General features: G+C 62.2%; 22 protein-coding genes. 14 read left to right on the top strand and 8 right to left on the bottom strand.

Translation table 11 applies throughout. The features are described from left to right. The first annotated feature begins 4 nt into the window (after positions 1–4). From flgA to ACO06J_RS04885, 4 genes are all read left to right on the top strand, one after another. Positions 5–943, top strand: coding sequence for a flagellar basal body P-ring formation chaperone FlgA (gene flgA, locus ACO06J_RS04900; RefSeq protein ID WP_421759584.1), 939 nt, complete (start codon positions 5–7; stop codon positions 941–943). Positions 944–957: 14 nt separating this feature from the next. Further along, positions 958–1,704: a flagellar basal body L-ring protein FlgH gene (gene flgH / locus ACO06J_RS04895; protein ID WP_421759583.1), complete on the top strand. Its 747-nt coding sequence runs from the start codon at positions 958–960 to the stop codon at positions 1,702–1,704. Between the two features lie 209 nt (positions 1,705–1,913). After that, positions 1,914–3,425, top strand: coding sequence for a carboxypeptidase M32 (locus ACO06J_RS04890; protein WP_421759582.1), 1,512 nt, complete (start codon positions 1,914–1,916; stop codon positions 3,423–3,425). A gap of 56 nt (positions 3,426–3,481) precedes the next feature. Continuing rightward, positions 3,482–4,744, top strand: coding sequence for a PQQ-dependent sugar dehydrogenase (locus ACO06J_RS04885; RefSeq protein WP_421762450.1), 1,263 nt, complete (start codon positions 3,482–3,484; stop codon positions 4,742–4,744). On the opposite strand, the gene ACO06J_RS04880 is transcribed toward ACO06J_RS04885, so the two are convergent. The 3 genes from ACO06J_RS04880 to ACO06J_RS04870 all read right to left on the bottom strand — a co-directional run bounded on the left by ACO06J_RS04880 (position 4,745) and on the right by ACO06J_RS04870 (position 6,737). Next, positions 4,745–5,575: a transglutaminase-like domain-containing protein gene (locus ACO06J_RS04880; RefSeq protein ID WP_421759581.1), complete on the bottom strand. Its 831-nt coding sequence runs from the start codon at positions 5,573–5,575 to the stop codon at positions 4,745–4,747. 235 nt (positions 5,576–5,810) lie between these two features. Continuing rightward, a complete protein-coding gene (gene dksA / locus ACO06J_RS04875; protein WP_421759580.1) occupies positions 5,811–6,224 on the bottom strand; it encodes an RNA polymerase-binding protein DksA in 414 nt (137 codons plus the stop codon). An 84-nt stretch (positions 6,225–6,308) separates the two neighbouring features. Then, positions 6,309–6,737, bottom strand: a complete 429-nt coding sequence (locus tag ACO06J_RS04870; protein WP_421759579.1) for a flagellar assembly protein FliX — start codon at positions 6,735–6,737, stop codon at positions 6,309–6,311. Positions 6,738–7,018: 281 nt separating this feature from the next. Here ACO06J_RS04870 and ACO06J_RS04865 point away from each other — a divergent pair, with 281 nt between their 5' ends. The 8 genes from ACO06J_RS04865 (at position 7,019) to flaF (ending at position 13,607) form a co-directional block, all read left to right on the top strand. Next, the gene (locus ACO06J_RS04865; protein WP_421762449.1) at positions 7,019–8,101 is read left to right on the top strand and encodes a flagellar basal body P-ring protein FlgI; all 1,083 of its coding nucleotides are present in this window, start codon (positions 7,019–7,021) and stop codon (positions 8,099–8,101) included. Then, positions 8,101–8,430: a rod-binding protein gene (locus tag ACO06J_RS04860; RefSeq protein WP_421759578.1), complete on the top strand. Its 330-nt coding sequence runs from the start codon at positions 8,101–8,103 to the stop codon at positions 8,428–8,430. The genes ACO06J_RS04865 and ACO06J_RS04860 overlap by 1 nt, the downstream gene beginning before the upstream one ends. Beyond that, positions 8,427–8,894 (top strand): hypothetical protein, encoded by a 468-nt coding sequence (locus tag ACO06J_RS04855; RefSeq protein ID WP_421759577.1) that lies wholly within the window; start codon positions 8,427–8,429, stop codon positions 8,892–8,894. Before ACO06J_RS04860 ends, ACO06J_RS04855 begins: the two co-directional genes overlap by 4 nt. Positions 8,895–8,997: 103 nt before the next feature. Next, the gene (locus ACO06J_RS04850) at positions 8,998–9,339 is read left to right on the top strand and encodes a hypothetical protein (RefSeq protein WP_421759576.1); all 342 of its coding nucleotides are present in this window, start codon (positions 8,998–9,000) and stop codon (positions 9,337–9,339) included. 246 nt (positions 9,340–9,585) lie between these two features. Continuing rightward, on the top strand, positions 9,586–11,016 hold the full coding sequence (locus tag ACO06J_RS04845; RefSeq protein WP_421759575.1) for a flagellin: 1,431 nt from the start codon (positions 9,586–9,588) through the stop codon (positions 11,014–11,016). A 258-nt stretch (positions 11,017–11,274) separates the two neighbouring features. Beyond that, a complete protein-coding gene (locus ACO06J_RS04840) occupies positions 11,275–12,696 on the top strand; it encodes a flagellin (RefSeq protein WP_421759574.1) in 1,422 nt (473 codons plus the stop codon). 163 nt (positions 12,697–12,859) lie between these two features. Next, positions 12,860–13,246 (top strand): flagellar biosynthesis repressor FlbT, encoded by a 387-nt coding sequence (gene flbT / locus ACO06J_RS04835; protein WP_421759573.1) that lies wholly within the window; start codon positions 12,860–12,862, stop codon positions 13,244–13,246. Next, a complete protein-coding gene (gene flaF, locus ACO06J_RS04830) occupies positions 13,236–13,607 on the top strand; it encodes a flagellar biosynthesis regulator FlaF (protein ID WP_421759572.1) in 372 nt (123 codons plus the stop codon). Before flbT ends, flaF begins: the two co-directional genes overlap by 11 nt. Positions 13,608–13,679: 72 nt before the next feature. Here flaF and ACO06J_RS04825 read toward each other — a convergent pair whose 3' ends face one another. The 3 genes from ACO06J_RS04825 to ACO06J_RS04815 form a co-directional block, all read right to left on the bottom strand. Then, on the bottom strand, positions 13,680–15,182 hold the full coding sequence (locus ACO06J_RS04825) for a hypothetical protein (protein ID WP_421759571.1): 1,503 nt from the start codon (positions 15,180–15,182) through the stop codon (positions 13,680–13,682). An 8-nt stretch (positions 15,183–15,190) separates the two neighbouring features. Further along, positions 15,191–17,041 (bottom strand): flagellar hook-associated protein FlgK, encoded by a 1,851-nt coding sequence (gene flgK, locus ACO06J_RS04820; protein ID WP_421759570.1) that lies wholly within the window; start codon positions 17,039–17,041, stop codon positions 15,191–15,193. Between the two features lie 65 nt (positions 17,042–17,106). Continuing rightward, on the bottom strand, positions 17,107–18,879 hold the full coding sequence (locus ACO06J_RS04815) for a flagellar hook-basal body complex protein (protein WP_421759569.1): 1,773 nt from the start codon (positions 18,877–18,879) through the stop codon (positions 17,107–17,109). Between the two features lie 266 nt (positions 18,880–19,145). Here ACO06J_RS04815 and ACO06J_RS04810 point away from each other — a divergent pair, with 266 nt between their 5' ends. Both ACO06J_RS04810 and ACO06J_RS04805 read left to right on the top strand, forming a co-directional pair. Beyond that, positions 19,146–20,012, top strand: a complete 867-nt coding sequence (locus tag ACO06J_RS04810; RefSeq protein WP_421759568.1) for an ATPase — start codon at positions 19,146–19,148, stop codon at positions 20,010–20,012. A 59-nt stretch (positions 20,013–20,071) separates the two neighbouring features. Continuing rightward, the gene (locus tag ACO06J_RS04805) at positions 20,072–20,983 is read left to right on the top strand and encodes a homoserine O-succinyltransferase (protein ID WP_421759567.1); all 912 of its coding nucleotides are present in this window, start codon (positions 20,072–20,074) and stop codon (positions 20,981–20,983) included. On the opposite strand, the gene ACO06J_RS04800 is transcribed toward ACO06J_RS04805, so the two are convergent. Further along, positions 20,980–22,128 carry a hypothetical protein gene (locus ACO06J_RS04800; protein ID WP_421759566.1) on the bottom strand — a complete coding sequence of 383 codons (1,149 nt, stop codon included), beginning with the start codon at positions 22,126–22,128 and terminating at the stop codon, positions 20,980–20,982. The two genes, ACO06J_RS04805 and ACO06J_RS04800, sit on opposite strands and share 4 nt — an antisense overlap. Then, on the bottom strand, positions 22,125–24,071 hold the full coding sequence (locus ACO06J_RS04795) for a glycosyltransferase family 2 protein (RefSeq protein ID WP_421759565.1): 1,947 nt from the start codon (positions 24,069–24,071) through the stop codon (positions 22,125–22,127). The genes ACO06J_RS04800 and ACO06J_RS04795 overlap by 4 nt, the downstream gene beginning before the upstream one ends. Positions 24,072–24,150 lie beyond the last annotated feature (79 nt).

The following is a 24,150-nucleotide window of genomic DNA, read 5'->3' as shown; positions in this document are numbered from 1 at the left end:
GATCATGAAACTCTCGCTCATCGCCCTCACCTTCGCACTCCTTGCCACTCCGGCTCTCGCGGCTCCCATCCTAAAGTCCGACGTCACGGTAACCGGCCCGCTCGTGACCCTGGGCGACATGTTCGACGACGCTGGCGCCCTTGCAGCGACGCCGCTGTTCCGCGCCCCTGCCCCCGGCACCTCAGGTCTGGTCGGCCTTGACGCGATCCGCCAGGCAGCCAGCAACGCAGGACTCGTGGATTTCGACCGCCACGGCCTTCTCGAAGTTGGGGTCGCCCGCAGCGGCACTGTGGTTGACGGCGTCATGCTCAACCGGCTGATCGCAGACGAGCTGCAGCGCCGTGGCCTGCTCTCTGAGGGCATCGAAGTCGAAGCCCGCTTCAGCCAGCAGGACCCGAGCTTCAATGCCGAGGCGGTGGCAGACCCGGTCCAGTTGGCCAACCTGCAGTATACCCCCGGCAGCAAGAGCTTCGCCGCCCGCTTCACAATCGCCGGCATGGCGCTCCCGGTCGACGTCAGCGGCACGATCGACCTGATGATCGAAGTGCCGCACCTCGCCAACAACCTGCAGGCCGGGGCCGTGCTGACCCCCGCCGACATCGAGATGAAAAAGGTGCCCGCCGACTACGCGGACGCAACCGGCGTCGACACAGTGGACCAGTTGGTCGGCAAGGCTCTGCGGCGCAATGCACGCGAAGGCCTGATGCTGAAGCTGAGCGATGTTACCGAGCCACTCGTGATCAAGCGCAATGCCGATGTGCTGGTGCTGTTCCATTCCGGCCCGATGACCTTGAGCCTTGAAGGAAAGGCTCTGAGTGACGCCAGCACCGGCCAACTTGTGCAGATCCTCAACCCGGTGAGCAGGAAGATCTTCACCGGCACCGCTACCGCTACCGGAACCGTGGAAGTCGGTTTCTCCTCCACCAAACTTGCCGGCCTGTGACGGGCACAAGGGACATGATCATGAACATCCTCAAGCTCTCTGCCACCGCCGCCCTCGTCTCGCTCCTCGCCGGTTGCGCCACCATCGACAAGCTGGCCTCGGTCGGCGAAGCGCCCAAGCTGACCGCCATCGCTGACCCGACGGCACAGCAGGGCTACCGCCCGGTGCAGATGCCGATGCCGGAAGTGGTGCCGGTCTCCTACCAGGCCAACTCGCTGTTCTCGACCGATGCGCGTGGCTTTTTCAAGGACCAGCGCGCCCACAAGGTCGGCGACATCCTGACGGTGACGGTGACGATCGACGACAGCGCCAAGATCTCCAACACCACCGACCGCAGCCGCAGTTCATCGAGCGAAGGCAGCGTTGGCGGCGTCCTGGGCTCGATCTTCGGCGGCAAGGTCCCGCTCGCCGACGTGGAGGCCAGTGGCAAGCTGAGCACCGAGGGCGCTCTGGCCGACAGCGGCACCGGCTCGGTGAACCGCAAGGAAAGCCTCGAAACTCAGGTGGCCGTCGTGGTCACCCAGGTCTTGCCGAACGGCAACCTCGTCATCGAAGGCCACCAGGAAGTGCGTGTGAATTTCGAAGTGCGCGACATGATCGTCGCCGGCATCGTCCGCCCCGAGGATGTGCAATCGGACAACACCATCGCCTCGTCCAAGATCGCCGAAGCGCGGATCTCCTACGGCGGCCGCGGCCAGATCACCGATGTGCAGCAGCCGCGCTACGGCCAGCAGATCGCGGACGCCATCCTGCCTTTCTAAGGCGGATTACAAATCGCTGGCGGCACAATCCCCCATTGGTGCCGTCAGCCTTAGGCAGGTTCCAGAATAGAACCCGCCATCTCAGGGCGCAGTCTCCCCGGCTGCGCCCTTCCCAATTTCCGAAAGTATAGTCCGGACAGCCCGGATTAGGGTTCCAACGGGAGCGCCTATTGGCTATTCGCTAGAGGCAGTTGCCGATGGAGTGTTAGATGTCCGCCAATTCCGCCTTTGCCAAACTCGATGCCCTGGGGAAACGCCTGGAGGCGATAGAGCACGCGCAATCGATGCTGGGCGTCGACGAGGCGGTGATGATGCCGACGGGTGGCGGCGAAAAGCGCGCCGAGGCCATGGGCACGCTCGCTGGCATGTATCACGAGATGGCCACGTCGCCCGAGGTTGGCGACTGGCTGGGCGACGCCGAGGCCGAGCCGCTCGATGCGATGCAGGCCCGGGCTGTGGCTGAGTTCCGCCGCGTCTACACCAACATGACGTGCCTTTCCTCGGAGTTTGTCTCCCGCCAGGTCAACGTCCGCATCCGCTCCGAGCAGCTCTGGCGCCAGTTGCGGCCAACCGGCGACTGGAAAGCCTTCCTGCCGGCGTTTGAAGGCGTTGTGGAAATTCTGCGCGAGGAGGCGGCGCTGCGCGCCGATGTCCTCGGCCTCACGCCCTACGATGCGCTGATGGAACAGTATGACCCCGGCAACCGCGCCGCCGATATCGAGCCTGTGTTTGCCGATCTCAAGCGCTTCCTCAAGGGCTTCATTCCCGAGGCTATCGCACGCCAGACCGAGAAGCTGGCGCGTCGGCCGCTCAAGCCATTCAACGCGCCGTTCCCGATCGAAAGGCAGAAGGCGCTCGGCCTCGCCATGATGGAGGCGGTCGGCTTCGATTTCGACCACGGCCGGCTCGATGTCTCGCACCACCCGTTCTGCGGCGGCGTGCCGACCGATGTGCGCATGACCACGCGCTATGTGGAAGCCGAGTTCATCTCGTCGCTGATGGGCATCCTGCACGAGACCGGCCACGGACTTTACGAGCAGGGCCTGCCCAAGGAGTGGTCGCACTGGCCGGTGGGCAAGGCACGCGGCATGACCATTCATGAGAGCCAGAGCCTGTTCGTTGAAAAGCAGATCGCCCGTTCGGCCGAGTTCTGGGAATGGGCGATGCCGCATGTGCGCACCCATCTCGGCGACGGCGCGCTGGCCGGCTGGGACCTCGAAGACGTCCTGGCGCAGGTGCACCTGATCGAGCCCGGCCTGATCCGCGTCGATGCAGACGAGGCAACCTATCCGCTGCACGTCATCCTGCGGTTCGAACTCGAGCAGGACCTGGTCGGCGGCAAGCTGGCGCCAAGGGATGTCCCCGAAGCCTGGGACGCCAAGATGCGCGAGTATCTGGGGCTCTCGACCATCGACAACATGAAGGACGGGCCGATGCAGGACGTGCATTGGCCGAGCGGCGCGATTGGCTACTTCCCGAGCTATACGCTTGGCGCGATCACGGCCGCCCAGCTCTGGGCCACCATCGAGCGCGAGAACCCCAATGCCCGTGACGACATGCGCCACGGCCGCTTCACCGGCCTGAACGACTGGCGCCGCGACCATATCTGGAGCGAAGCCAGCCAGTACCCGACACCCGAACTGATGGTGCGCGCGACCGGCGAAAAGCTGAACGCCCGCCATTTTCAGGATCACTTGCAGCGCCGATACCTGGGCGCGTGACACGCAAAGAGGGACGCACGATGAACATTACCGGGATAGTGGGGCGCCTTGTCGCCATGGTCGGCGCCACCATGATCATGCTCCGCCGCCAGGATGGCGATGCGCTGCCGCAGGCGTTTGGCCCCAGCCCGGCCATTCCTGAAGCCAAGCCGCAGGGTATCCCCACCCTCAAGATGCCGACCGCCAAGGGTTGGGTCGCCGGCCAGTTGCCGGTTGCAGCGCCCGGTCTCAAGGTCAACGCCTTCGCCACCGGGCTGAAGCACCCGCGCGAACTGCATGTGCTGCCGAATGGCGACGTTCTGGCGGCAGAGTCCCTTACCGCGCCTGGCGGCATCCGGACGGCGTTCGACTATGCCCAGTACGCGACAATGAAACGCGCCGCCGCCGTCGGACCGAGCCCTAACCGCATCATGCTCTTGCGGGATGCGGATGGTGACGGGGTCGCAGAGGTTCGCGAAACCTTTCTCGAGGGCCTGAACCAGCCCTTCGGCATGGCCCTGATCGGCGAGACGCTCTATGTCGGCAACACTGACGGCATCGTCGCCTACCCCTACAAGGGCGGTGAAACTAGGATCACTGCGCCGGGCAAAAAACTCACCACCTACAAGACCAACGGCCACTGGACGCGCAGCCTGATCGCCAACCGCGACAAGACCAAGCTCTATGTCGGTGTCGGATCGCTGGGCAATATCAGTGAGAACGGCATGGCGGCAGAAGTCGATCGTGCCCTCATTTCTGAGTTTGATATCGCCACCGGCACCAGCCGCACCTTCGCCTCGGGCCTGCGGAACCCGGTCGGCACAGCTTGGGAGCCGACAACCGGGGCGCTGTGGACTGTGGTCAACGAGCGCGACGGGCTCGGCGACGAGACGCCACCGGACTACCTGACCTCGGTCCAAGATGGCGGCTTTTACGGCTGGCCCTACTGCTACTGGGGCCAGACCGTCGATGATCGCGTTCCGCAGGATCCCGCGATGGTGGCAAAGGCCATCCAGCCGGATTTTGCGCTGGGCGGCCACACGGCCTCGCTGGGTCTCTGCTGGATGCCGGCAGGCACCCTGCCCGGCTTCCCCGACGGCATGGTCATCGGCCAGCACGGCTCATGGAACCGCAGCAAGCTGAGCGGCTATCGGGTCGTGTTCATCCCGTTCGAGAACGGCAAGCCATCCGGCGCGCAACGCGATATCCTCACCGGCTTCCTCTCCCCGGACGAGCGCGACTCCTACGGCCGCCCCGTCGGGGTCAAGATCGGACCCGACGGGTCGCTGCTGGTGTGCGACGACGTTGGAGACGTGGTCTGGCGCGTAACTGGTGCCTGATCAGCCCGTTGCGCGGGCGACGGCGGTGTCGATTTCGTCAGTCACCACGTTGAAGCCGACCAGTGTGGTCGGGCCGAACTGGGTGGACAGAGCGACGTCGGTGGCATCGCGGCCGATAGCCATGAGGATGCGGCCAATGCGCGGGCGATTGTTGCGCGCGTCTGCAGTGTACCAGTGGCCACCCAGGTAGACCTCGAACCAAGCGGAAAAATCCATTGGCGCAGCGGTTACCGGAACGCCGATGTCGCCCAGATAGCCGGTGCAGTAGCGGGCCGGGATGTTCATGCAGCGGCAGAACGCGACCGCGAGATGGGTGAAATCGCGGCAGACGCCTTCCTTCTGCAGATATCCGCCATAGGCCGAACGCGTCTTGTCGGCGCGCATGTAGTCGAATCTGATGTGGTTATGAACGAAATCGAGGATCGCCTGCACGCGGGGCCAGCCCGGTTGCGTGTTCTGGAACAGGCGCCAGGCGATGTCCGAGAGCACGTCGGTTTCGCAATAGCGCGACCCCAGCAGGTAGACCAGCGTATGGTCTGGCAGGTCCTTGATGTCGTGCTGGATGGCATCGTGGGGAATGTAGTCCTGTCGGCCGGAATCGTGGATCTCGAACGAGGTGGAGATCGTCAACCGGCCAGCAGGCGCAGTCAGCCGGGTGCACACGTTGCCGAAGCCGTCGGTATAGTCCCAATGCTCGACCGGCGGGTCGAAGGTCAGCACTTCCGGCGTCAAAAGGTCTGCGCGCCGTGAGGGATGGATTTTGAGCGCCAGGAGAGTGGGGGTGGGCGCGGGACATTCGTAGGTCAGCGTGTAACCAGCTTTAATCTGCATGAATGTTCCCTAGCCAATGCAGGCGCCCAAACGGCACCTTCTCAATCACAACTCGCGAAACACCTCCCTGTTCCCTTGCGAGAACCAACTTTCGTCGGCGGCAACGGGGTCTGCACGCGCGTCAATCAACTGAACTGAAAACAAGCTATCACGGATGAGCACAAAGCCCTAACCGCAATACAAAAGGGCCCGCGCGTCCGCAGGCCCTTCCAAACTCTCGTGAGGCCGAAGCCCCTTACTCGTCGCGATAGACCTTCTCGCGGCGCTCGTGCGTTTCCTGCGCCTCAAGGCTCAGGGTTGCGATCGGGCGTGCATCGAGACGGGCGAGCCCGATGGGCTCACCGGTTTCTTCGCAATAGCCGTAAGAGCCATCTTCGATGCGCTTCAGCGCTGCGTCGATCTTGCTGATCAGCTTGCGCTGGCGGTCACGCGTCCGGAGCTCGAGGGCCCGGTCGCTTTCGGACGAGGCGCGATCGGCCATATCCGGATGGTTCTGGTTTTCTTCCTGCAGGTTCTCAAGCGTTTCGCGGCTTTCCCGGAGGATATCCTCCTTCCAGCGCTCCAGCTTCTGCCGGAAGTAGTCCCGCTGGCGCGGGTTCATAAACGGCTCATCTTCGCTGGGCCGGTATTCAAGAACTTCAGTAGACATTCCTGACTCGATTCCTAACGCCCCTACTGGCGCGCCTTATAGTGGCGCAAGGGGCTGGTGGGCAAGCGCTGAACGGCGCGGTTGTTAACACAGGCAGCCTGCAGGGAAGAGCCCGCGCTTTGCGAGCTCAACCCGTACCCTGAGTTCTATGTCATCAAGAAGACTATCGAGACCCGGCTCGCTTTGCTCGCGCCCCTCGCTGATGATCGACATCAACTGCGTCAGTTTCGCCTCGCTGAAGCGGCCGACGAGCAGATCGCTGCGCACCTCATCCAGCCCATCAAGGAGGCTCGCACCACGGCGAACCAGCTTCTTCTTTTTGACCAGTGGGTCTTCGACCGCTTGCAACGCCAGTAACGCATCAAGGCTCGCAACCGATGCAATCGCGGCCGCAGGACGAGCGGTCGCAGTCGTCGGCCCCTCCCCGATCTGGAATGGCACGCCGGACGCAGCAGCGCCGACGCCAGCGCGCGCCGCCACATTGCCAACCCGTCCATTGCCGTCGATGCGCACCGGACTCACCCCTTTGCTCGCAGATGGGCAAAATCTGCCGCAACCGGTTAAGCAAACGTTAATTCACCCGGCAGGAACTGCCCGGGAAGGGGCGCCGTGATGCCAATCGAGAGAAATAGACATTTAATAACAGGGAGATAGTCACATTAGTCCGACTTGGCACGGATTTCGCAAGTTGGATATCGAACGTCGGCCCATGGGGATGGGTCGCCACTTCGGGGACTTAAGGCATGAAACGCTCACTCATCACCCACCTCGGCCGGCGGTGCTTCGCAGCCCTGATGACCGCCGTGCTGCTGCTGCAGCCGTTCGAGGTCCAGGCCGCATCGGCGCGCATCAAGGATATCGTCAATATCGAGGGTGTGCGCGAGAACCAGCTGGTGGGCTACGGCCTCGTGGTCGGCCTGAACGGCACCGGCGACAGCCTGAACAATTCCCCGTTCACCAAGCAGAGCCTCACGGCCATGCTCGAGCGGCTGGGCGTCAACACCCGCGGCGAAAACATGCGCACCGCCAATGTCGCCGCGGTCATGGTGACGGCGAACCTCCCGGCTTTCGCCTCGCAGGGCTCGCGTCTCGACGTCAACGTGGCGGCGATCGGCGATGCATCGAGCCTGCAGGGTGGCACGCTGCTCGTTACGCCCTTACTCGGCGCTGACGGCGAAGCCTATGCCATCGCGCAGGGCTCGATGACCATCAACGGCTTTTCGGCGAAAGGTGATGCGGCGTCCGTCGTTTCCGGCGTCCCGACGACGGGCCGGATCGCGTCAGGCGGCTTGATTGAGCGCGAAATTGGCTTTGTGCTCGGAGCGCAGCGGACGTTGCGGCTGTCGCTGCGCAACCCGGACCTGACCACGTCGCGGCGCGTCGCCCTCGCCATCAACGACTTCATCGGCACGCCCTGCGCCACGCCTGAAGACCCGACGAATATCAGGATCACCCTGCCCCGCAACTTCAACGGCAATATCGTCGATCTGCTGACGGACGTTGAGCAGCTGGTGGTTCAGACGGACCTGCCGGCGAAAATCGTCATCGACGAGAACTCCGGCATCATCGTCATGGGCCAGGACGTGCGGGTCTCGACGGTCGCTGTGGCGCAGTCGAACCTGACCGTTACCATCGCCGAAAACCCGACAGTGGTGCAGCCCAATCCGCTGAGCCAGGGACAGACGGCGGTGCAACCGAGCACGACGCTCAACGTCAACACCGTCGACAGCAACCTCGCGGTGATCCCGGACTCGGTGACGCTGCAGCAGTTGGTGGATGGCCTCAATGCCCTCGGCATCGCGCCCCGCGACCTGATCGCAATCCTCCAGGCCATCAAGGCCTCAGGTGCGCTGCAGGCCGAAATCGAGGTGCTCTGATGCTCAACGCACTCGCCTCCTCAACCAGCAAAGCCGGCACCACATCGCCTGCCCAGATTGGCCATCTGAAGCAACAGGCCCAAGACCTCGAAGGCATGTTCATCAACACGCTGATGAAGGAAATGTTTTCCTCGCTGAAGACCGACCAGAAATCGGGCGGGGGCGGCGACGCAGAGGGCACCTGGCGCGGCATCCAGGCCGAGCAGATGTCCGACGCCGTGTCCAAGGCCGGCGGCGTTGGCATTGCCGACGCCATCTATTCCGACCTCCTCGCCGTGCAGGAGGCCTCCCAGTCCACCCAGTCGTCTACCGGAGTATCAAGATCATGACTGCAGCTGAACGCCTCGCGGCCATCGATTCCCTGCCCGCACTGGAACTGTGCACCCTCGTGATGCACACGCTCGACACTCTCGTCGGCATCCTGAACCAGGAAACCACCCTGCTCCGCGCCGGTCGGCTCAAGGATGCTGGCACGCTCACAGCCGAGAAAACTCGCCTCGCCCAGGACTACATGGGCTTTGCGCGGTCGGTGCAGCGGCAACTGCCACGGTTGCGGCTGGAAGCGCCGATGGCAGTGGAGCAGTTGAAATCGGGGCACGAGCGGCTTGCGACCCAGATGGCAGAGAACCTGCGGGTCATCGCTACGGCGCGCGCCGTGACCGAAGACCTGCTCACCGACGTCGCCACCGCGCTCGGCGCGAAGTCCCGCCCCAAGACCTACGGCGCGACCGGACAGGTGGGCGGCAACAGCCCGCCGCCTGCAAGCGGCGTATCGATCAACCGCGCGCTCTAGTCCATCCTTCCAATTTGCATCAAATTGCCCTTGGCCGCTAAAGCCGGGGGCAATGGCTTTTTGACCATGCTGTCAGCGGACGTGGCCAACAAGGATGCGGGTCATGAGCGCGAGAATAGCGCCAGAACCGGTAAGCGCAGGATCTAGTGTCGTCGGAGACTACCGCTCCCGGACGGCGACTGGCGATTCCCGCAATTGGGATGCGACGGTCACGCAGAGTGGCTCGAAGCAGCAATTCATGGTGCTGGAAAAGACCAGCGCTGCCGCCGATATCCTGCCACCGCTACCAAAGCCACCTGCCCCTCCCGGAGCTGCCTTCGCGGTCGCGCTCCTCTCGGGCCAGCTGCTGCCCAGGCCAACCACCGAGCGAGAGATTCGCATGCGGCTGGGAAGCGCGGAATTGCCTGCCCAGGGCTCGCTGGCACTGCATGACAGGCGAGTCTAGGTGGCCGATTCTGGGTCATAACGGCTCGGATTGATTAACCGCCGGTCTGCTGAGCAAGTCGCAGACGATCGGTGATTTCGCTATTTAAGCTATTAGCAACAGTGACTTAAGGTCCATGTTATCGCTTGGTCGAAGACAAAATTAACCTTACCAAGAAGCCTCTCGTTAACCATTCTTAAGCGGCTCCCAACTACAGTGGTGGCATCTCAGGAAGAGACACCTACTTAGCCAGGAGGGATTGTCCCCATGTCAGACGTGAACCTCTCGAAAGCGGTTCGTTCGAACCTTTTGAGCCTACAGTCCACCGCGGCCAACATGGCAAAGACGCAGGAGCGTCTTGCCACTGGGCTGAAGGTGAACTCTGCTCTCGATAACCCGACCAACTTCTTCACCGCGGCCTCGCTGAACAGCCGCGCTGGAGATATGGGCAACCTTCTCGACTCGATGTCGAACGGCATCAAGACGATCGAAGCGGCCGACAACGGCCTGACTTCGATCACCAAGACCGTCGAGACCATGCAGTCGACCTTGCGTCAGGCCCGGCAGGACAAGTCGTTCCACACCGCGTCATACGCAATCGATACCGCACTGACGACGGGCAATATCTCGTTCTCTGGCGGTGCGGTTGGCACGACGCCGATCGATGTGTCGCTCACCAAGACCACCAAGACGACTGCCGCGGCAATTCCGCCGGTCGTCGTCGGCGACAACGGCAAGCAGTTTACCGTCAGTGACGGCACCACGGCCACTGCCGACATCACTCTGGCGACGGGCGATACCGTTGATGCCATCGTCACCAAGATCAACGCGGCTACCGCGCTTGCTGGCAACGGTATCACTGCCAAGAATGACAACGGTTCGATCACGCTGACGAGCACCGCTGGCGCTGCGATTACCGTGGCCAACGGTACCACCACCGGTGGTGCGACCGTCCTTGGCTTCGGTGCCGACGTTCCTGTTGCCAAGACCGCCGATGAGTTCGTCGCCGAGATCAACAACACGGCGAGCCTGCAGGGCAAGATCCGGGCCTCCAACGACAACACCAAACTGCGCATCGAGAACCTCTCGACCGCCGAACTGACTGTAGACGGTGTTTCGGCGCTCGGTACGACCGACGGTGTGTCGACGGCAGCTTCGACGGTGGACGGAAACAAGGTTCGCAAGAACCTCGTGACTCAGTTCAACGAACTCCGCGATCAGCTTGATAAGTTTGCAGATGATGCCTCGTTCAACGGTATCAACCTGCTCCGCGGCGACAAGCTGAAGCTGACGTTCAACGAGACCGGCACCTCGACCATCGACATCCAGGCAAAGGATGAAGACGGCAATTCCACAGCGATTAACAACACCACGCTGGGCATTGATTTCGTGGTGAATTCCGATTTCGACAACGACACCACGCTGGACGGCAAGCTCGGCACCCTGTCCGATGCCCTTGGCAAGCTGCGCTCGCAGTCGTCGGCTTTCGGTTCCAACCTGTCGATCGTGCAGAACCGCACGGACTTCACCAAGAACATGATCAACACGCTGGAAACCGGCGCGTCGAACCTGACTCTTGCCGATACCAACGAGGAAGCGGCCAACCTGCTCGCGCTGCAGACGCGCCAGCAGTTGTCTTCAACCGCCCTCTCGATGGCGTCGCAGGCAGACCAGGCAGTACTGCGCTTGTTCGGCTGATCTCGCTCAAACGATCTGGGATTGCCAAAACGGCGGGCTTCGGCCCGCCGTTTTTGTTTTCCGGCATTCGCGCGGATTACTCTGTGCCATCCCGGCGCATATACGGAAGATTTCGTTAACCGCTGTTCACTCCAGACGAACAATTTCGAATTGCGGGGAGCGGTTTAAGGGTTTTTTACGGAGCTGACTCCAATGATGCCCCCACGTCTCAGGAAGAGACGGTTGTAAAACGTGTTCGACCCCAGAAAGGGACCTACAATGGACGTCAATCTCTCAAAGGCAGTTCGTCAGAACCTGCTCAGCCTCCAGTCCACCGCTGCCTCGATGGCCAAGACGCAGAATCGTCTCGCCACCGGTCTGAAAGTGAACTCGGCTCTGGATAACCCGACGAACTTCTTCACTGGCGCGTCGCTGAACAGCCGCGCCGGCGACATGAGCAACCTGCTCGACTCGATGTCGAACGGTATCAAGACGATCGAAGCAGCCGACAACGGCCTGACCTCGATCACCAAGACTGTTGAATCGATGCAGTCGACGCTCCGTCAGGCGCGCCAGGACAAGTCGTTCAAGACGGCCTCGTACGGTGTTGATAGCGCTGTGACCACCGGCAACATCTCGTTCTCCGGCGGTGCTGTGGGATCGACCGCTGTCGACGTGAGCCTAGTCAAGACTGAAAAGACCACTGCCGCAACCGTTCCGCCGGTTGTCGTTGGTGACAACGGCAAGCAGTTCACCGTTTCCGACGGTACCACTGCGACTGCAGACATCACCCTCGCGACTGGCGATACTGTCGACACCATCGTCGGCAAGATCAACGCCGCCACGACCACTGCCGGCAACGGCATTGTGGCCAAGAACGACAACGGCTCGATCAAGCTGACCAGCTCTGCTGGCGCAGCCATCACCGTTGCTAACGGCACGACCACTGGCGGTGCCACGGTCCTCGGTTTTGGTGCTGACGCTTCTGTTGCCAAGACGGCCGACGAGCTGGTCTCCGAGATCAACACGACGACCGCTCTCGACGACAAGGTCACTGCCTCCAACGACAACGGCAAGCTCCGCATTCAGAACCAGTCCACTCAGGATCTGACTGTTGACGGCGTGTCGTCTTCGGGCACGACCGACGGCGCTTCGTCGGGCTCGACCATCAAGGGCAATGATACCCGCAAGAACCTGGCCAAGCAGTTCAACGAACTGCGCGACCAGCTGGACAAGTTCTCTGATGACGCGTCCTTCAACGGTATCAACCTGCTCCGTGGCGACAAGCTCAAGCTGACGTTCAACGAAACTGGCACTTCGACCATCGACATCCAGGCTAAGGATGCCAACGGCGCCGCCACTTCGGTGAACAACTCGACGCTGGGCATCACCACTGTTGCCGACACCGACTTCGACAGCGATACCTCGCTCGACGCCAAGTTGGGCACTCTGTCGGATGCCCTTGGCACGCTGCGCTCGCAGTCGTCCGCCTTCGGCTCGAACCTGTCGATCGTTCAGAACCGCCAGGACTTCACCAAGAGCATGATCAATACCCTCGAGACCGGTGCTGCGAACCTGACGCTCGCTGACACCAACGAGGAAGCCGCCAACCTGCTCGCTCTGCAGACCCGTCAGCAGCTGTCTTCGTCGGCACTGTCGATGGCCTCGCAGGCCGATCAGGCCGTGCTGCGCCTGTTCTAAGAACTCCAAAGTCGACTGGAAAAGGCGGGCTCTCGGGCCCGCCTTTTTCTTTGGGCGGCAGCCATGAGAAACAGCGGCGCCGTCATTCGAGCGTTGAAAGTAGCGTTTTGGGAACCCGTTAGGTACATAATGCGGGCTCCAAATCAGATGAAGAGCCAGCCTCATGTCCCTCAAAGTCGAGCTCAAGCCCGGTGAGCGCCTGATCATCGGCAACTGCGTGATTACCAACTCCGATCAGCGCACCCGGCTGTTCATCGATGGCAAGGCTCCGATCCTGCGCGAAAAGGATATCCTGACGCCAGACACTGCGAACAGCCCTGCCCGGCGCATCTACCTCGCTGTGCAGCTGATGTATATCTATGAGGATGTAGAACGCATGCGGAAGGATTACTTCCAGCTGATCAACGACATCGTCACAGCGGCGCCATCGACTATCCATCTTGTAGACGAAATTAATAACGAGATATTAACTGGCTCGCTCTACAAAGCTCTGAAGGCTGCAAAAAAGCTGATCCAGTACGAGCAGGAACTCCTGACCCATGCAACATAGTGCGGCGCACGCCTACCAGCAGGTAGGACGGCAAACGGTTAATCCGCGTATTCTTGAAGCCAATCTCCTCTCCAAATCCGCTGGCCAGTTGCAGCGCATCCGGGATGACTGGGACAATACCCGGCCCGAGCTTTATGCAGCGCTGCTCTTCAACCGCAAGCTGTGGACGGTGTTCCTGAGCTCGGTGACCGGGGAAGACAGCGCCCTGCCGAAGCCGCTCCGCGAAGCGATCGCCAACCTGGGGATCTTCGTGATGAAGCAGACCATCGCCATCCAGGACAAGCCCGAGGCTGCCAAGCTGACTGTGCTGATCAACATCAACCGCGAACTGGCTGCCGGGTTGCGAGCCGACCCCGCCTGAGCGCAGAACCACTGACAACAAAAAGGGGCCCGCAGCGATGCGGGCCCTTTTTGTTTCAGCGGTTTGCCCGCCCTACTTCATGTAGTTGACCAGCGAAAGCTGGCTGATGATCGAGGTGGTCTGATAGCTCGCCTCGAGCCGAGTTTTCAGCGCCAGAAGCTCCATCGCCACCGTCTCGCCCGGCGCCGTCTCAATGCTCTCGAGCATGTTACCCAGCTGCGCCTTATGGGCGGTGTGCCGTTCATCGATAGCACCGGCGGTCGTTTTGGCGAGACCGAGTTCCACCGAGATCACCGCGATCGAGCCGGAGCTGTTGTCCTGGGTGTCGGCCAGCCGGGTGGAGTTGCGCGACACCATTGCCGAGAACCGGTCAGCGGAAGTGGGATCGGCATCGGGGAAATTCTGCACCGCCACTGCTGCAAGCGAGCGGAGCAGATTGACAATGCCGCCCTCATTGGCCTGCACGCCGTAACCTACGGTGGTGCCATCCCCGACCTTGGCGGTGATGGTGTGACGAGGGTCAGTACTATCCTCGCCCTTGTACCAAAGTACAGTATTCGCGGCAGTTGCTGCGATCTGCCCAGTGGCGGTGTCGTAGGGAGGGCCATCGACCCGCATCGAGGTCTGCCCCTGCCCATTGAAGAAATCGTCAGCAGCGGCGAAGGCCGAGGCGGCTACCAGCTTGCCCTCAGCCATCTGCTTGACGGAAGCAGAGAGTGCGGTTCCAAAATTTGCGGCCGTCGTATTGGCGTCGGCGCCGATCTGAAATTCGCCGGCAACGGGTGTGCCGGTTGTCGCGACCATAACCACCTGCTCTTCGGTGCCGTCGGGCATGGTGAGGCTGACCGAAACCTGCTCACCGGCCACTGGCAAAGTAGCCCCGAACTGGACCGTGAGCGATTGGGGACTGCCTGTGGGCGAGGTCACGGCGATGTTCGAGGAGGTCGTCGAGATGGTGCCGAGCTTCATGCCGAACGGCGGGGCGTTCTCTTCGGCAAAGGTCACAGTATCGGCTGCAGTGGTGACCGTGGTGCGCCCCATGTGCGTGGCGCCGAGATCGGCCTGTTTGCGCTCGCCGGCAATCTGCTTGAAGCCGGCCCGGCCGCCAATTCCGTTGAGCACCGTGTAAGGCTCTTCGACTGGCTTCGACTCTGTCAGCCCGCCACCGAACATGTAGCGCCCGGCGATATCGGTGTTCATCAGCGTCAGCACTTCGTCAAAGCGCGAGGCGGCCATTGTCGGCGTGGTCTGGTAGTTCGCGCCGGTCGAACCGCCGCCGCCAGCGCTGGCCGCCGCACGCGCATCGGACTCGATCGTATCGAGGCGTGTCATCACCGTATCGAGCACTTCGAGGCGCAGGTTCACCGTCTTCACGCTGCCCTGATAGCCGTCGATGCGCGCCACCCGCTGGCGCAGGGCGAGATCGAAGTAACGATCTGTCCCCATCTCGGCGAGGTTGGACGCCTTGAGACCCGTCGCGAGCTGCGTCTGAAGCTTGTCGTAGCTCTCTTTCATGGTGGTGATATTCTTGATCCCGCTGGAGAGTGGGAACATCGATCTGCTGACAGTGGTCATCGCCTACCTCACGCCGCCTGCAACAGGGATTGGATGAGTTCCTGTGCGATCGACATCACACGGGCATTCGCAGCAAAGGCGTTCTGAAGCTCCATCAGGCGGGCCATCTCTTCGTCGACATCGACCCCGTATTCGCTCTCGAGCCGTTGTCCCAGCGCATCGACGGTAAGACCCTGTGTTTCATTGTCCGAGATTGCTGTTTCAGCAGCGTTGCCCTGGTAGTTGATGGCCTGGGAAATGAAGTCACTGACAGTGCCGGCCAGCCGGGAACTGGGGCTGCTGCCTGTCTTTCCGAGGGCACCGGCAAAGCGCATCTTGTCGAGGCTGTCGACGATGTTGTCGACGCGCGCCGAGTCACCCAGGGACGTGGTCGGGGTGTACTGCACCAAGAGCTTGCTGTCGTTGAGGATGGCGCTGTTGACGTTGATGCGGCCAGCAAAACCGAGCTTCTGGCCGCTGCCGTTGAGCGCGTTGGTGTAGTCGGCATCGTTATAGTCGACAAACAGCGAGATGCCCAACGAACCGTCCTGCATCCCGCTCGATGTGGTCCGCGTTTCGAGCGACATCATGTCGGTCGTGCCCGAAGCGCCATCGTCCACGATCTGGATATTGGTGCCCGACGGGTTGGAGACGGAAAGGCCAGAGCCGAGTTTGGCCTGCAATTGGGTCGCGATGGCTGCCGTGCCGCCGGAAAAATCGAGCCCGATCACCCGCGCGCCGTTGGCATCCACGTAGTCGAGCGGCAGCTTCGACGTATCGTCGACACGGAGGACGCGCACGGTCTTGTTGGTGCCATTCTCTTGATACTTGAAGGAGAACTCGTTGCCGTTCCGCACATCGGCGATGTCCACCTGATAGCCGTTCGAGGCGCCGGCGGTCACCTGCGTGCCGGCGACGGTGTTGGACGACATGGCCAGTGACAGCGAAGAGGCGATTTCGTCCAGTTGGTCCTGAGCCTGCACGAGGGTCTTGTCCCGCAGCTCGATCAGCCCGGCCAGTTCGCCTGAACTGAGGACGTTCTGCTTGACCAGATCGATCTTGAGACCGGCAGGGGTCATCATGGTGAGCTTGCCGACGCCAGTCTTGGTGTCATCGGCATTGAATTGAGCGTTGGCGTTCAGCGCGCCCGCACTCTCAAACGTCAACTGCGAGGCGCGGCCATCGAGAATGCCGACACCGGCGCGGGTCATCAGCGCGACGGTATCGTCTTTCCGATAACTGACGCGGATGTCCATCTGCTTGCTGAGGCTTTCGATCAGACGGTCGCGCTGATCGAGCAACGTGGCGCGCGAACCGGGGTCGATGCCCTGGTCAGCGAGGCGGTTGTTGATCTTCTCCATCGATTGCAGCTGGCTGTTGATGTCATCAACGCTGGTCGACAGCTTGCTCTCGATCTCCTGACGCAGCGACTGCACGTCGGTGGTCATCCGGTTCAGCGTTCCGGCCAGCACCTGAGCCTTCTGCACTGTATCTGCCCGATTGGCAAAGCTATCGGGGCTGGTGGCCATGGCCGACAGCGACGTCTGGAATTCGTTGTAGGCAGAATCGAGCGAGCCGACGGTGCCAGGCTTGCCGAACAGCGTCTGGACCCGGTCCATGAAGCTGGAACGCACGCTGGCAAAACTCGAGTCCGACACGGCCTTGGTGTAGTGCGTCTGGAGGCTCTGGTTGAAGGTACGGGTCAGCGCACCTTCGCGGGCATAGGTCGAGCCGACGCCGAGAGTATCGATGACGCTGATCGACCGGCGGTGGTATCCAGGCGTGCCGGCATTGGCGACGTTGTGCGACAATGTATCGAGCGCACCCTGGCCGATCTTCATGCCGGAAAGCGCGTTGCTCAGCGTTACTGAAAGACCCATACGAACCTACTCCTGTCGCCTTATGCCCGGCGCCGCGTGCGACGCCGGGCCGTTCCCCATCCGCCTTAGCGGAGCATGTTCAACGCCTGCTGCAGCATCTCGTCCGCAGTCGAGACGATCTTGGTGCCGGCGGCGTAGGCCTGCTGGGTGACGATGAGCTTGGTGAACTCTTCGGAGATATCGGTGTTCGATGCCTCGAGCGAAGACCCGATGACACCGCCGCCATTGTCGAGAATCGGCTCCCCGGATTCTGAGGTGGCTGCAAACAGCCCGCCATCCATGCGCTTGAGCTGGTTGACGGCGTTGAAGTTGGCGGTCACCACCTGTGCGACTTCGAGCTGCTGGCCGTTGTTATACGAGACCACCACGCGACCGCTGTCATTGACGGCAACGGAGACGAACTCGCCGGCCGGATAACCGTTCTGCTTGATCGTCGTCACCTCGGCAGTGCCGTTGGGATCGGCGAACTGGGTCAGGCCATGTGCGCCGTGCTGCAGGCGGATATCGCCCACCAGCACACCGTTCACAGTGAGGTTCGGCAGGTCGGTATGGTCGATCGCCGGGCTGGGCGAACCGTCGGCACCGAAGGTGTAGTCGCCGCCCATGCGGGTCCATGCCGTGCCACTGCCCGTCGCATTGCCGTTGGTGAGCACAAACAGGTTCCAGCGCTCGGCGCCGCCGTTTTCCGTCGAATTGACCTTCGCCCAGCGCATCTGGATCTGCGCGGGAGCGCCGTTGCTCGAGTAGACAGTGATGGCGCCACCGGAGACGGACTGATTGAGGAAGTCGTCGGTCTGGTCGGCCGTGACGGTGGCCACGCGAGCCGCAAGCGCGGTCGAGGTAGCGACCGTCGGATCGGTCGTCCCGTTGGCAAGGTTGAACCCGGTGGCGGATGTGCCCGAGGTGCCATCCGTAACGGTGATCGTGTCGGTGGCATTGCCAGCGGTGATCGCGATCTTGCCCGTACCATCGAGCCCAACTGTAGCGCCGGTTGCGCCCGCGGTCACGAGATCGGCCTGGATGGCGGCCAGCACTTCGCCGATGGTATCGGTCGACGTATCGGAGATATCGATCGCCGGCATCGTGGTGCTGCCACCGGAGTTGAAGGTATACGTCCGCGAGGTTGCACCGATCTGGATCGTCAGCGTCTCGCCCGCAGAAGCGAGCGACGACGTGGCTGCACCAGCGGTGGTCGCTGCGCCCGTCGTCGTTGCCGCCTGGTCTGGCGTGAGGGTCATGAAATCGGTGGCGGACAGCAGTTCACTGCCAGAGGACTGCGACGCCTGGTACTTCGGCGTCTTGGGAAGCTGCGGCAGGTTCAACTCGTAGTTGACGCGTGTGGTCTGCTGCGCCGGCAGGAAGGCATTGGAGACCTGCAGGACCTGAGGCACCGAGCCCGAGATATTCTGCGTCGCCGCATCGATGGGCAATCCCTTGAGATAGTAGCCCGCGCCGTTGACGAGGTAGCCCGATTTATCGAGTTCGAAGTCGCCGCGGCGCGTGTAGAAGTTGGCGCCCGAAAAGGTCGCCGAACCGTCCGCCTGGCCCGCACGCGGCTCAACGACGAAGAAGCCGTTGCCGTTGATGGCCATGTAGGTCTCGGTGGCCGCGCCCTTGACGTCGCCCTGCACGTTATTGGTCGAGTGCGCCTGGGCGAGCACCGAACCTGACGTCTGACGCTTTGGCGCCGCATCCGGGATCAGATCGACGAAGTCGGTGTCGATGCGCTTGAAGCCGATGGTCTGGCTGTTGGCGATATTGCCCGAAACGTTTTCGAGCGCGAAGGATTGGGCGCGAAGCCCGGTGACTGCGGTCGAAAGTGCGCCGTAGATGCCCATAGAAAACTCCAAAACCCAGATTGCGTGGCGACACGCCTGTTCGTGGAATTCAATGCAAGGGTGATGCCAAACTCTGGGCCCATTGATTTTGCTTGCGTTTCCACGCCGGTAGTAACGCTTGCGGCGACAAAGAGGCAAAAGAGTCCGGGCCGAGCGGCAGGAATTGCCCAGCGCATGAGGCCAACCGGCGGAGCGCCCGAGCCCGGGAGCTTGTCCGGACCCCGCCATTGGGCTAAACGCTTGCCCCGGAACCCGGATTTTTCGCCATGCTGTTCAAGTCGCCAGACGAGTTTCTGAACGCCCCGCACCATGCGGTGACGGTGTTCGGCATGGCTGGCGTCGGCAAGACACGGCTGGCGGCATTGCTGCGCAACAACCAGTGGTTCCACTACTCCGCCGACTACCGCATCGGCACGCGTTATATGGGCGAGTTCATCGTCGACAACTTCAAGGCCGAGGCCATGAAGGTGCCGTTCCTGCGCGAGTTGCTGCGGTCGGACTCGATCAAGATCGAGAGCAACATCACCTTCTCCAACCTCGCCCCGCTATCGACCTATCTCGGCCGGCCGGGCGATGTGACGCGTGGTGGTCTGCAACTCGCCGAGTACCAGCGGCGGCAGGAGCAGCACCGGGTGGCGGAGATCGACGCCCTGTTGGATGTTTCCCGCTTCATCGAGCGCGCCGAAACGCTGTATGGCTACAAGGACTTCATCGCGGACACCGGCGGCTCACTGATTGAGGTCGTTGACCCCACCGACCCCGACGACCCGGTGATCAAGGCGCTGACGCGCGACACGGTGCTGCTCTATATCCGCGGCACTGAGGCGGATGCGGCGGAGCTCGTGCGCCGCTTCAAGCACAGCCCCAAGCCGATGTACTACCAGCCGCATTTCCTTTTGGAGAAGTGGGCGGAGTTCAAGGCACTCAACAAGGTCAGCAACGACGCCGATGTCGACCCTGAGGCTTTTGGCGCCTGGGGCTTCGAGGCCCTGCTGCATGACCGCCTGCCCCGCTATCAGGCGCTGGCAGATAATTTCGGTTATGCTGTCGAAGCTGCGGACCTTGCAACGGTGCGCGACGGTGACGAATTCCTCGACCTGGTAGCGGGCGCGATCGGCAAGCGAATGCGATAGCGCCACCCGGCGCCGCAATCCGCTCACCGCTCGTTTTCCGAACCTCAAAGAGGCAAACCATGCCCATTCGTATTCCCGACCACCTGCCCGCCCGCAAGACCCTCGAAGCTGAGGGAGTGACCGTCATGGATTCCTCCCGCGCCGCCCGCCAGGACATCCGCCCACTGCAGATCGGGTTGCTCAACCTGATGCCCAACAAAGAGCGGACCGAGACCCAGTTCGCCCGGCTGATCGGTGCCACACCGCTGCAGGTCGACCTGACGCTCGTGCGGGTGACCGACCACAAGGCCAAGAACACGTCGGAAGAGTATCTCAACAGCTTCTATTCGACCTGGGAGCAGGTCAGGGAACGGAAGTTCGATGGCTTTGTGGTAACCGGCGCGCCGGTGGCCAACATGCCGTTCGAGGAGGTCAAGTACTGGTCCGAGATGCTCGAGATCATGGACTGGACGCAGACCAATGTGCACCACACGATGTTCATCTGCTGGGGCGCCCAGGCGGCGCTGCATCACTTCCACAAGGTGAAGCGCTACCGCATGGCGTCGAAGGCGTTCGGCGTGTTCCGCCACCAGTTGGTGGGGCCGCAAACGCCCTGGCTGCATGGGTTCTCGGATAGCCCGATGATCCCGGTGAGCCGGTACAATGATATCGACCGCAGCAGCCTTGGAGATGGTCTCGAGGTGCTGATCGACAACGAGGACATCGGCGTCTGCATGCTGCGCGACCTAACGCGGCCGGCGCTCTACATGCTCAACCACCTCGAATACGACAACCGCTCGCTTGCCGACGAATATGAGCGCGACCGCAACGCCGGCCTCGACACGCCGCAGCCGGTCAACCTCTTCCCCAACGGCGACACCAGCGTTGAGCCGGAGAACCGCTGGCGCAGCCACGCACATCTGCTGTTCCAGAACTGGATCAATGAGATCTACCAGACGACGCCCTACGACCTGGCCGAGATCGGCCGCTAGAGCAGTGCTGGCAACAGGGATCGGAGCCAGACCAGCCCCGGTCCCAGCACCCCGTCGAGCCAGGCGGGGTCGTCGATGATGCCGCCGTAGCGGAAGCCCAGCCAAACGCTTGGGATCATCAGCAGCACGCCCGCAAGCCGCATCATCCAGTGCAGCCTAGTTACCGTCAGCCACGCCGCAAAGCAGAACAGCAGCGCCGTCGCGGGTGTCCAGTACGGCAGCTGCCAGGCAAAAGCTGCTTGCCCCATAGCCAGATAGACCGGGAAGCCGACAACCGCGAGGGCGCTCCACGCCTCACGCCGTCGATCCGGGATCAGGCAGTAGAGCAGCGGCACCAGCGCCATCGGCGAGGCGAGCGCCAGCGGCAGAAGTCCACTGGCCCAACGCTCGGGATGCATGCTGGTGAACACAGTGGCATAGCGCGCGAGGACGGTCCCCAGGTCGTGGCCCGCACGGAGGCTGAAGCCGACAATACCGACGACAATTACGAGGCTGGGCACCACGGCAACGATGAACATCGCCAGAAAGGCGCGAACATCATGCCGCGCGTCCCGGTTGGACGCGGCGCAGAGCACCGTCAGCGGCAGGATCAGCGGCGCCGTTTCCGGGCCGGCCAGCAGCAACAGTGGCAGCGTGAGGCCGAGCGTCACTTCCGATTGCACGTCACCCACGGCAGCCACCCGCCGGATCGCCGGAATGAGCAGCGCAAAAGCCACGTAGATGGGAATGGGCAGGGTTGCCGCAGTGACCGTGTAGAGGACCAGCGGGTGAACCGCGAGGATCAGCACGACGATGGCTGCGCCAGGAACCGTCCAGCGGTTGCTGCGCATCGCATGATACTGCGGGCCCAGAAGCCCCCCGGTCAGGGTGGCCGCGAGGAAGCTCAGCACCAGCTGCTGCGTCGCCTCGCCCGGCAGGAACCGGACAAAGAACAGCAGTAGCTGCGACAGCCAGTCGCCATCGCGCCAGGCCGCACTGCTGGCGCGCAGACTGAAAACCTCACCGTTGGCATAGCCGCCAACCAGCAGACGGTAGACGAGGTAGACCAGCCAGACGGTAGCAGCGACGCCGATCAGAAAGCTGACGCTCCCCCGAAGGGACAGTGGCTTGGTGACGGCTCGCGGCGGAAGCGCCATATCGCTCACGTGTCGCCCCCCGACAGTTTGTCGAGTGTCTTCTGGGTGACGGTCGAGGTGCCGTGCTCGGTCTTTTCCCAATAATGCGGGTTATAGAGGAGCTGCCACAGCGCCTTGTAGGCCGCGACCGAGTGGAGGATCCAGTAGAACGGGTGCAGCAGGCCGCTGGGAACGAGGTCGTAGTAGCGGCGCTTGAGCGCTGCGACGACGCCGAAGTAGATCAAAAACAGATTGCCCAGCAACAGGTTGAACAGCGCCAGCGAGCCAAAGGGCTCGGGAAACAGCCAGCCGAAATCGAAGGTGGAGGTGAACCAGACGAGGAGCGTCACCACCCACAGGATCGGGTTGAGCAGCATGGTGAGCGGGGGCGCGCCGATGAAGAACTGAAACGCCAGGAAGCCCTTGGTGCCCAGCGATCTCCACAATCGGTACGGGTGGCGCATGTGCACCAGCCAGGTCTGCATATAGCCCTTGATCCACCGCGAGCGCTGTTTGACCCAACTTGGCAGCACGCCGTTGGCTTCTTCATAGGTGGTCGAGTTGATGACGCCGACCGAGTACCCCTCCTGCGCGAGGCGGATGCCAAGGTCGGCGTCCTCGGTGACGTTGTAGGGGTCCCACGCGCCCACCTGACGCAGCACGTCGAGCTTGAAGTGGTTGGAAGTGCCGCCCAACGGGATGGGGACCTTCAGCCAGTCGAGGCCCGGCAGCAGGAAATCGAACCACTGCGAGTATTCCAGCGTGAACATCTGCGTCAGCCAGTTTTCGGAGCGGTTGAAATAATTGAGGCGGGCCTGGACGCAGGCGAGCTCCGCCGGGGCGTTGCGGAAGGCGAGCACGGCCTTTTTCAGCTGGTCGGGCTCGGGCTGATCCTCGGCGTCATAGATTGTGATGTACTCACCGCGGCAGAACTGCAGCGCGTAGTTGCAGGCCTTGGGCTTGGTCTTGGGCTGACTGGCAGGAACGCGGACGATTTCGAAAGAGCCGGGCAATTTCAACGCCTTGGCGGCCTCGATCGTCTCGGTATCGTCCTCTTCCAGAACCAGCTTTACCTCTAGCCTGCTCGAAGGATAGTCGAGCCGCCGCAGCGCATCGACCAGCAGCGGCAGCACTTTGGCCTCGCGGTACATCGGGACGAGCACGGTGTAGACCGGCAGGCTCCGCACATCGAGATCGGCGATCTCCTCGGGCCGGATCACCATATCGACCTGCCGGCTCGAGCCGATCCATGTCAGCGCGAACTTGAACACAAAGGTCAACGTGTAGAGCGCTGTCGCTGCCGACATCAGGACGACGGCCGTCACCTTCGTCGCGACTATGAGGAATGCCAGGAGCAGCGCGAGCGCCGCCCATGTCGCGATCTTCTGCGAACGATCGAACGTTACCTTCGCAGAGTGCTCAGGCTTCCACGAAAACAGCGCCTCCCGGGCGAAGAAACCGTCCCAGTCGCGGAACAGGCTTTGCGTTTGCCACAGGATGTCGAACGGAGAAGTGATAACGAAATCATATGCATCCGCGCCAAATTTGGCGTCCGCCCAAGCAATCTGGCTGGCGGTAACCTCGGTCGTTGCCAGCAGCAGCGTCCCCACCACCCGGCGCCAGGGCATGATGTTCAGCTCTGCGTAGGCCGCACGGTCGAGGACGCTGGTCAGCGCCGGATCGACGGGCTGCTCCATCAGATTGACGAACTGCAGGCCGTAGACATCAGCGACGGCCCGGTAGTAATCGACGCGCCGCACGTGACCATCGGCCACCAGGATGTGAGCGAGATCTGAACCTTCGGTGGCGCGCTTGTTCAGCGAGCGGGCCAGTCCGGTAAGAGACAGCAGCTTTCTGCCGAGCAGGATCTTGGCGACTTCCAGCTGGAAAGAGTCAAAAACGGTGCTCTTCCGATCGACCCCGACAAGGTCCTCGGTGTTGGTGACAGGGGATTGGAACGCAGCAAAGGCCATGTTCCGGAAATTAATCGAGGACTACTAATTTTTCGCTCCAGCCACACTGCGGCAAGGCGCGTCGCTCAGCATTTTTCTC

This window comes from Devosia sp. (assembly GCF_965229025.1).
Classification (GTDB): Bacteria; Pseudomonadota; Alphaproteobacteria; order Rhizobiales; family Devosiaceae; genus Devosia_A.
The sequence above is the reverse complement of the archived record's forward strand: the minus strand, read 5'-3'. Positions and strand labels throughout refer to the sequence as shown.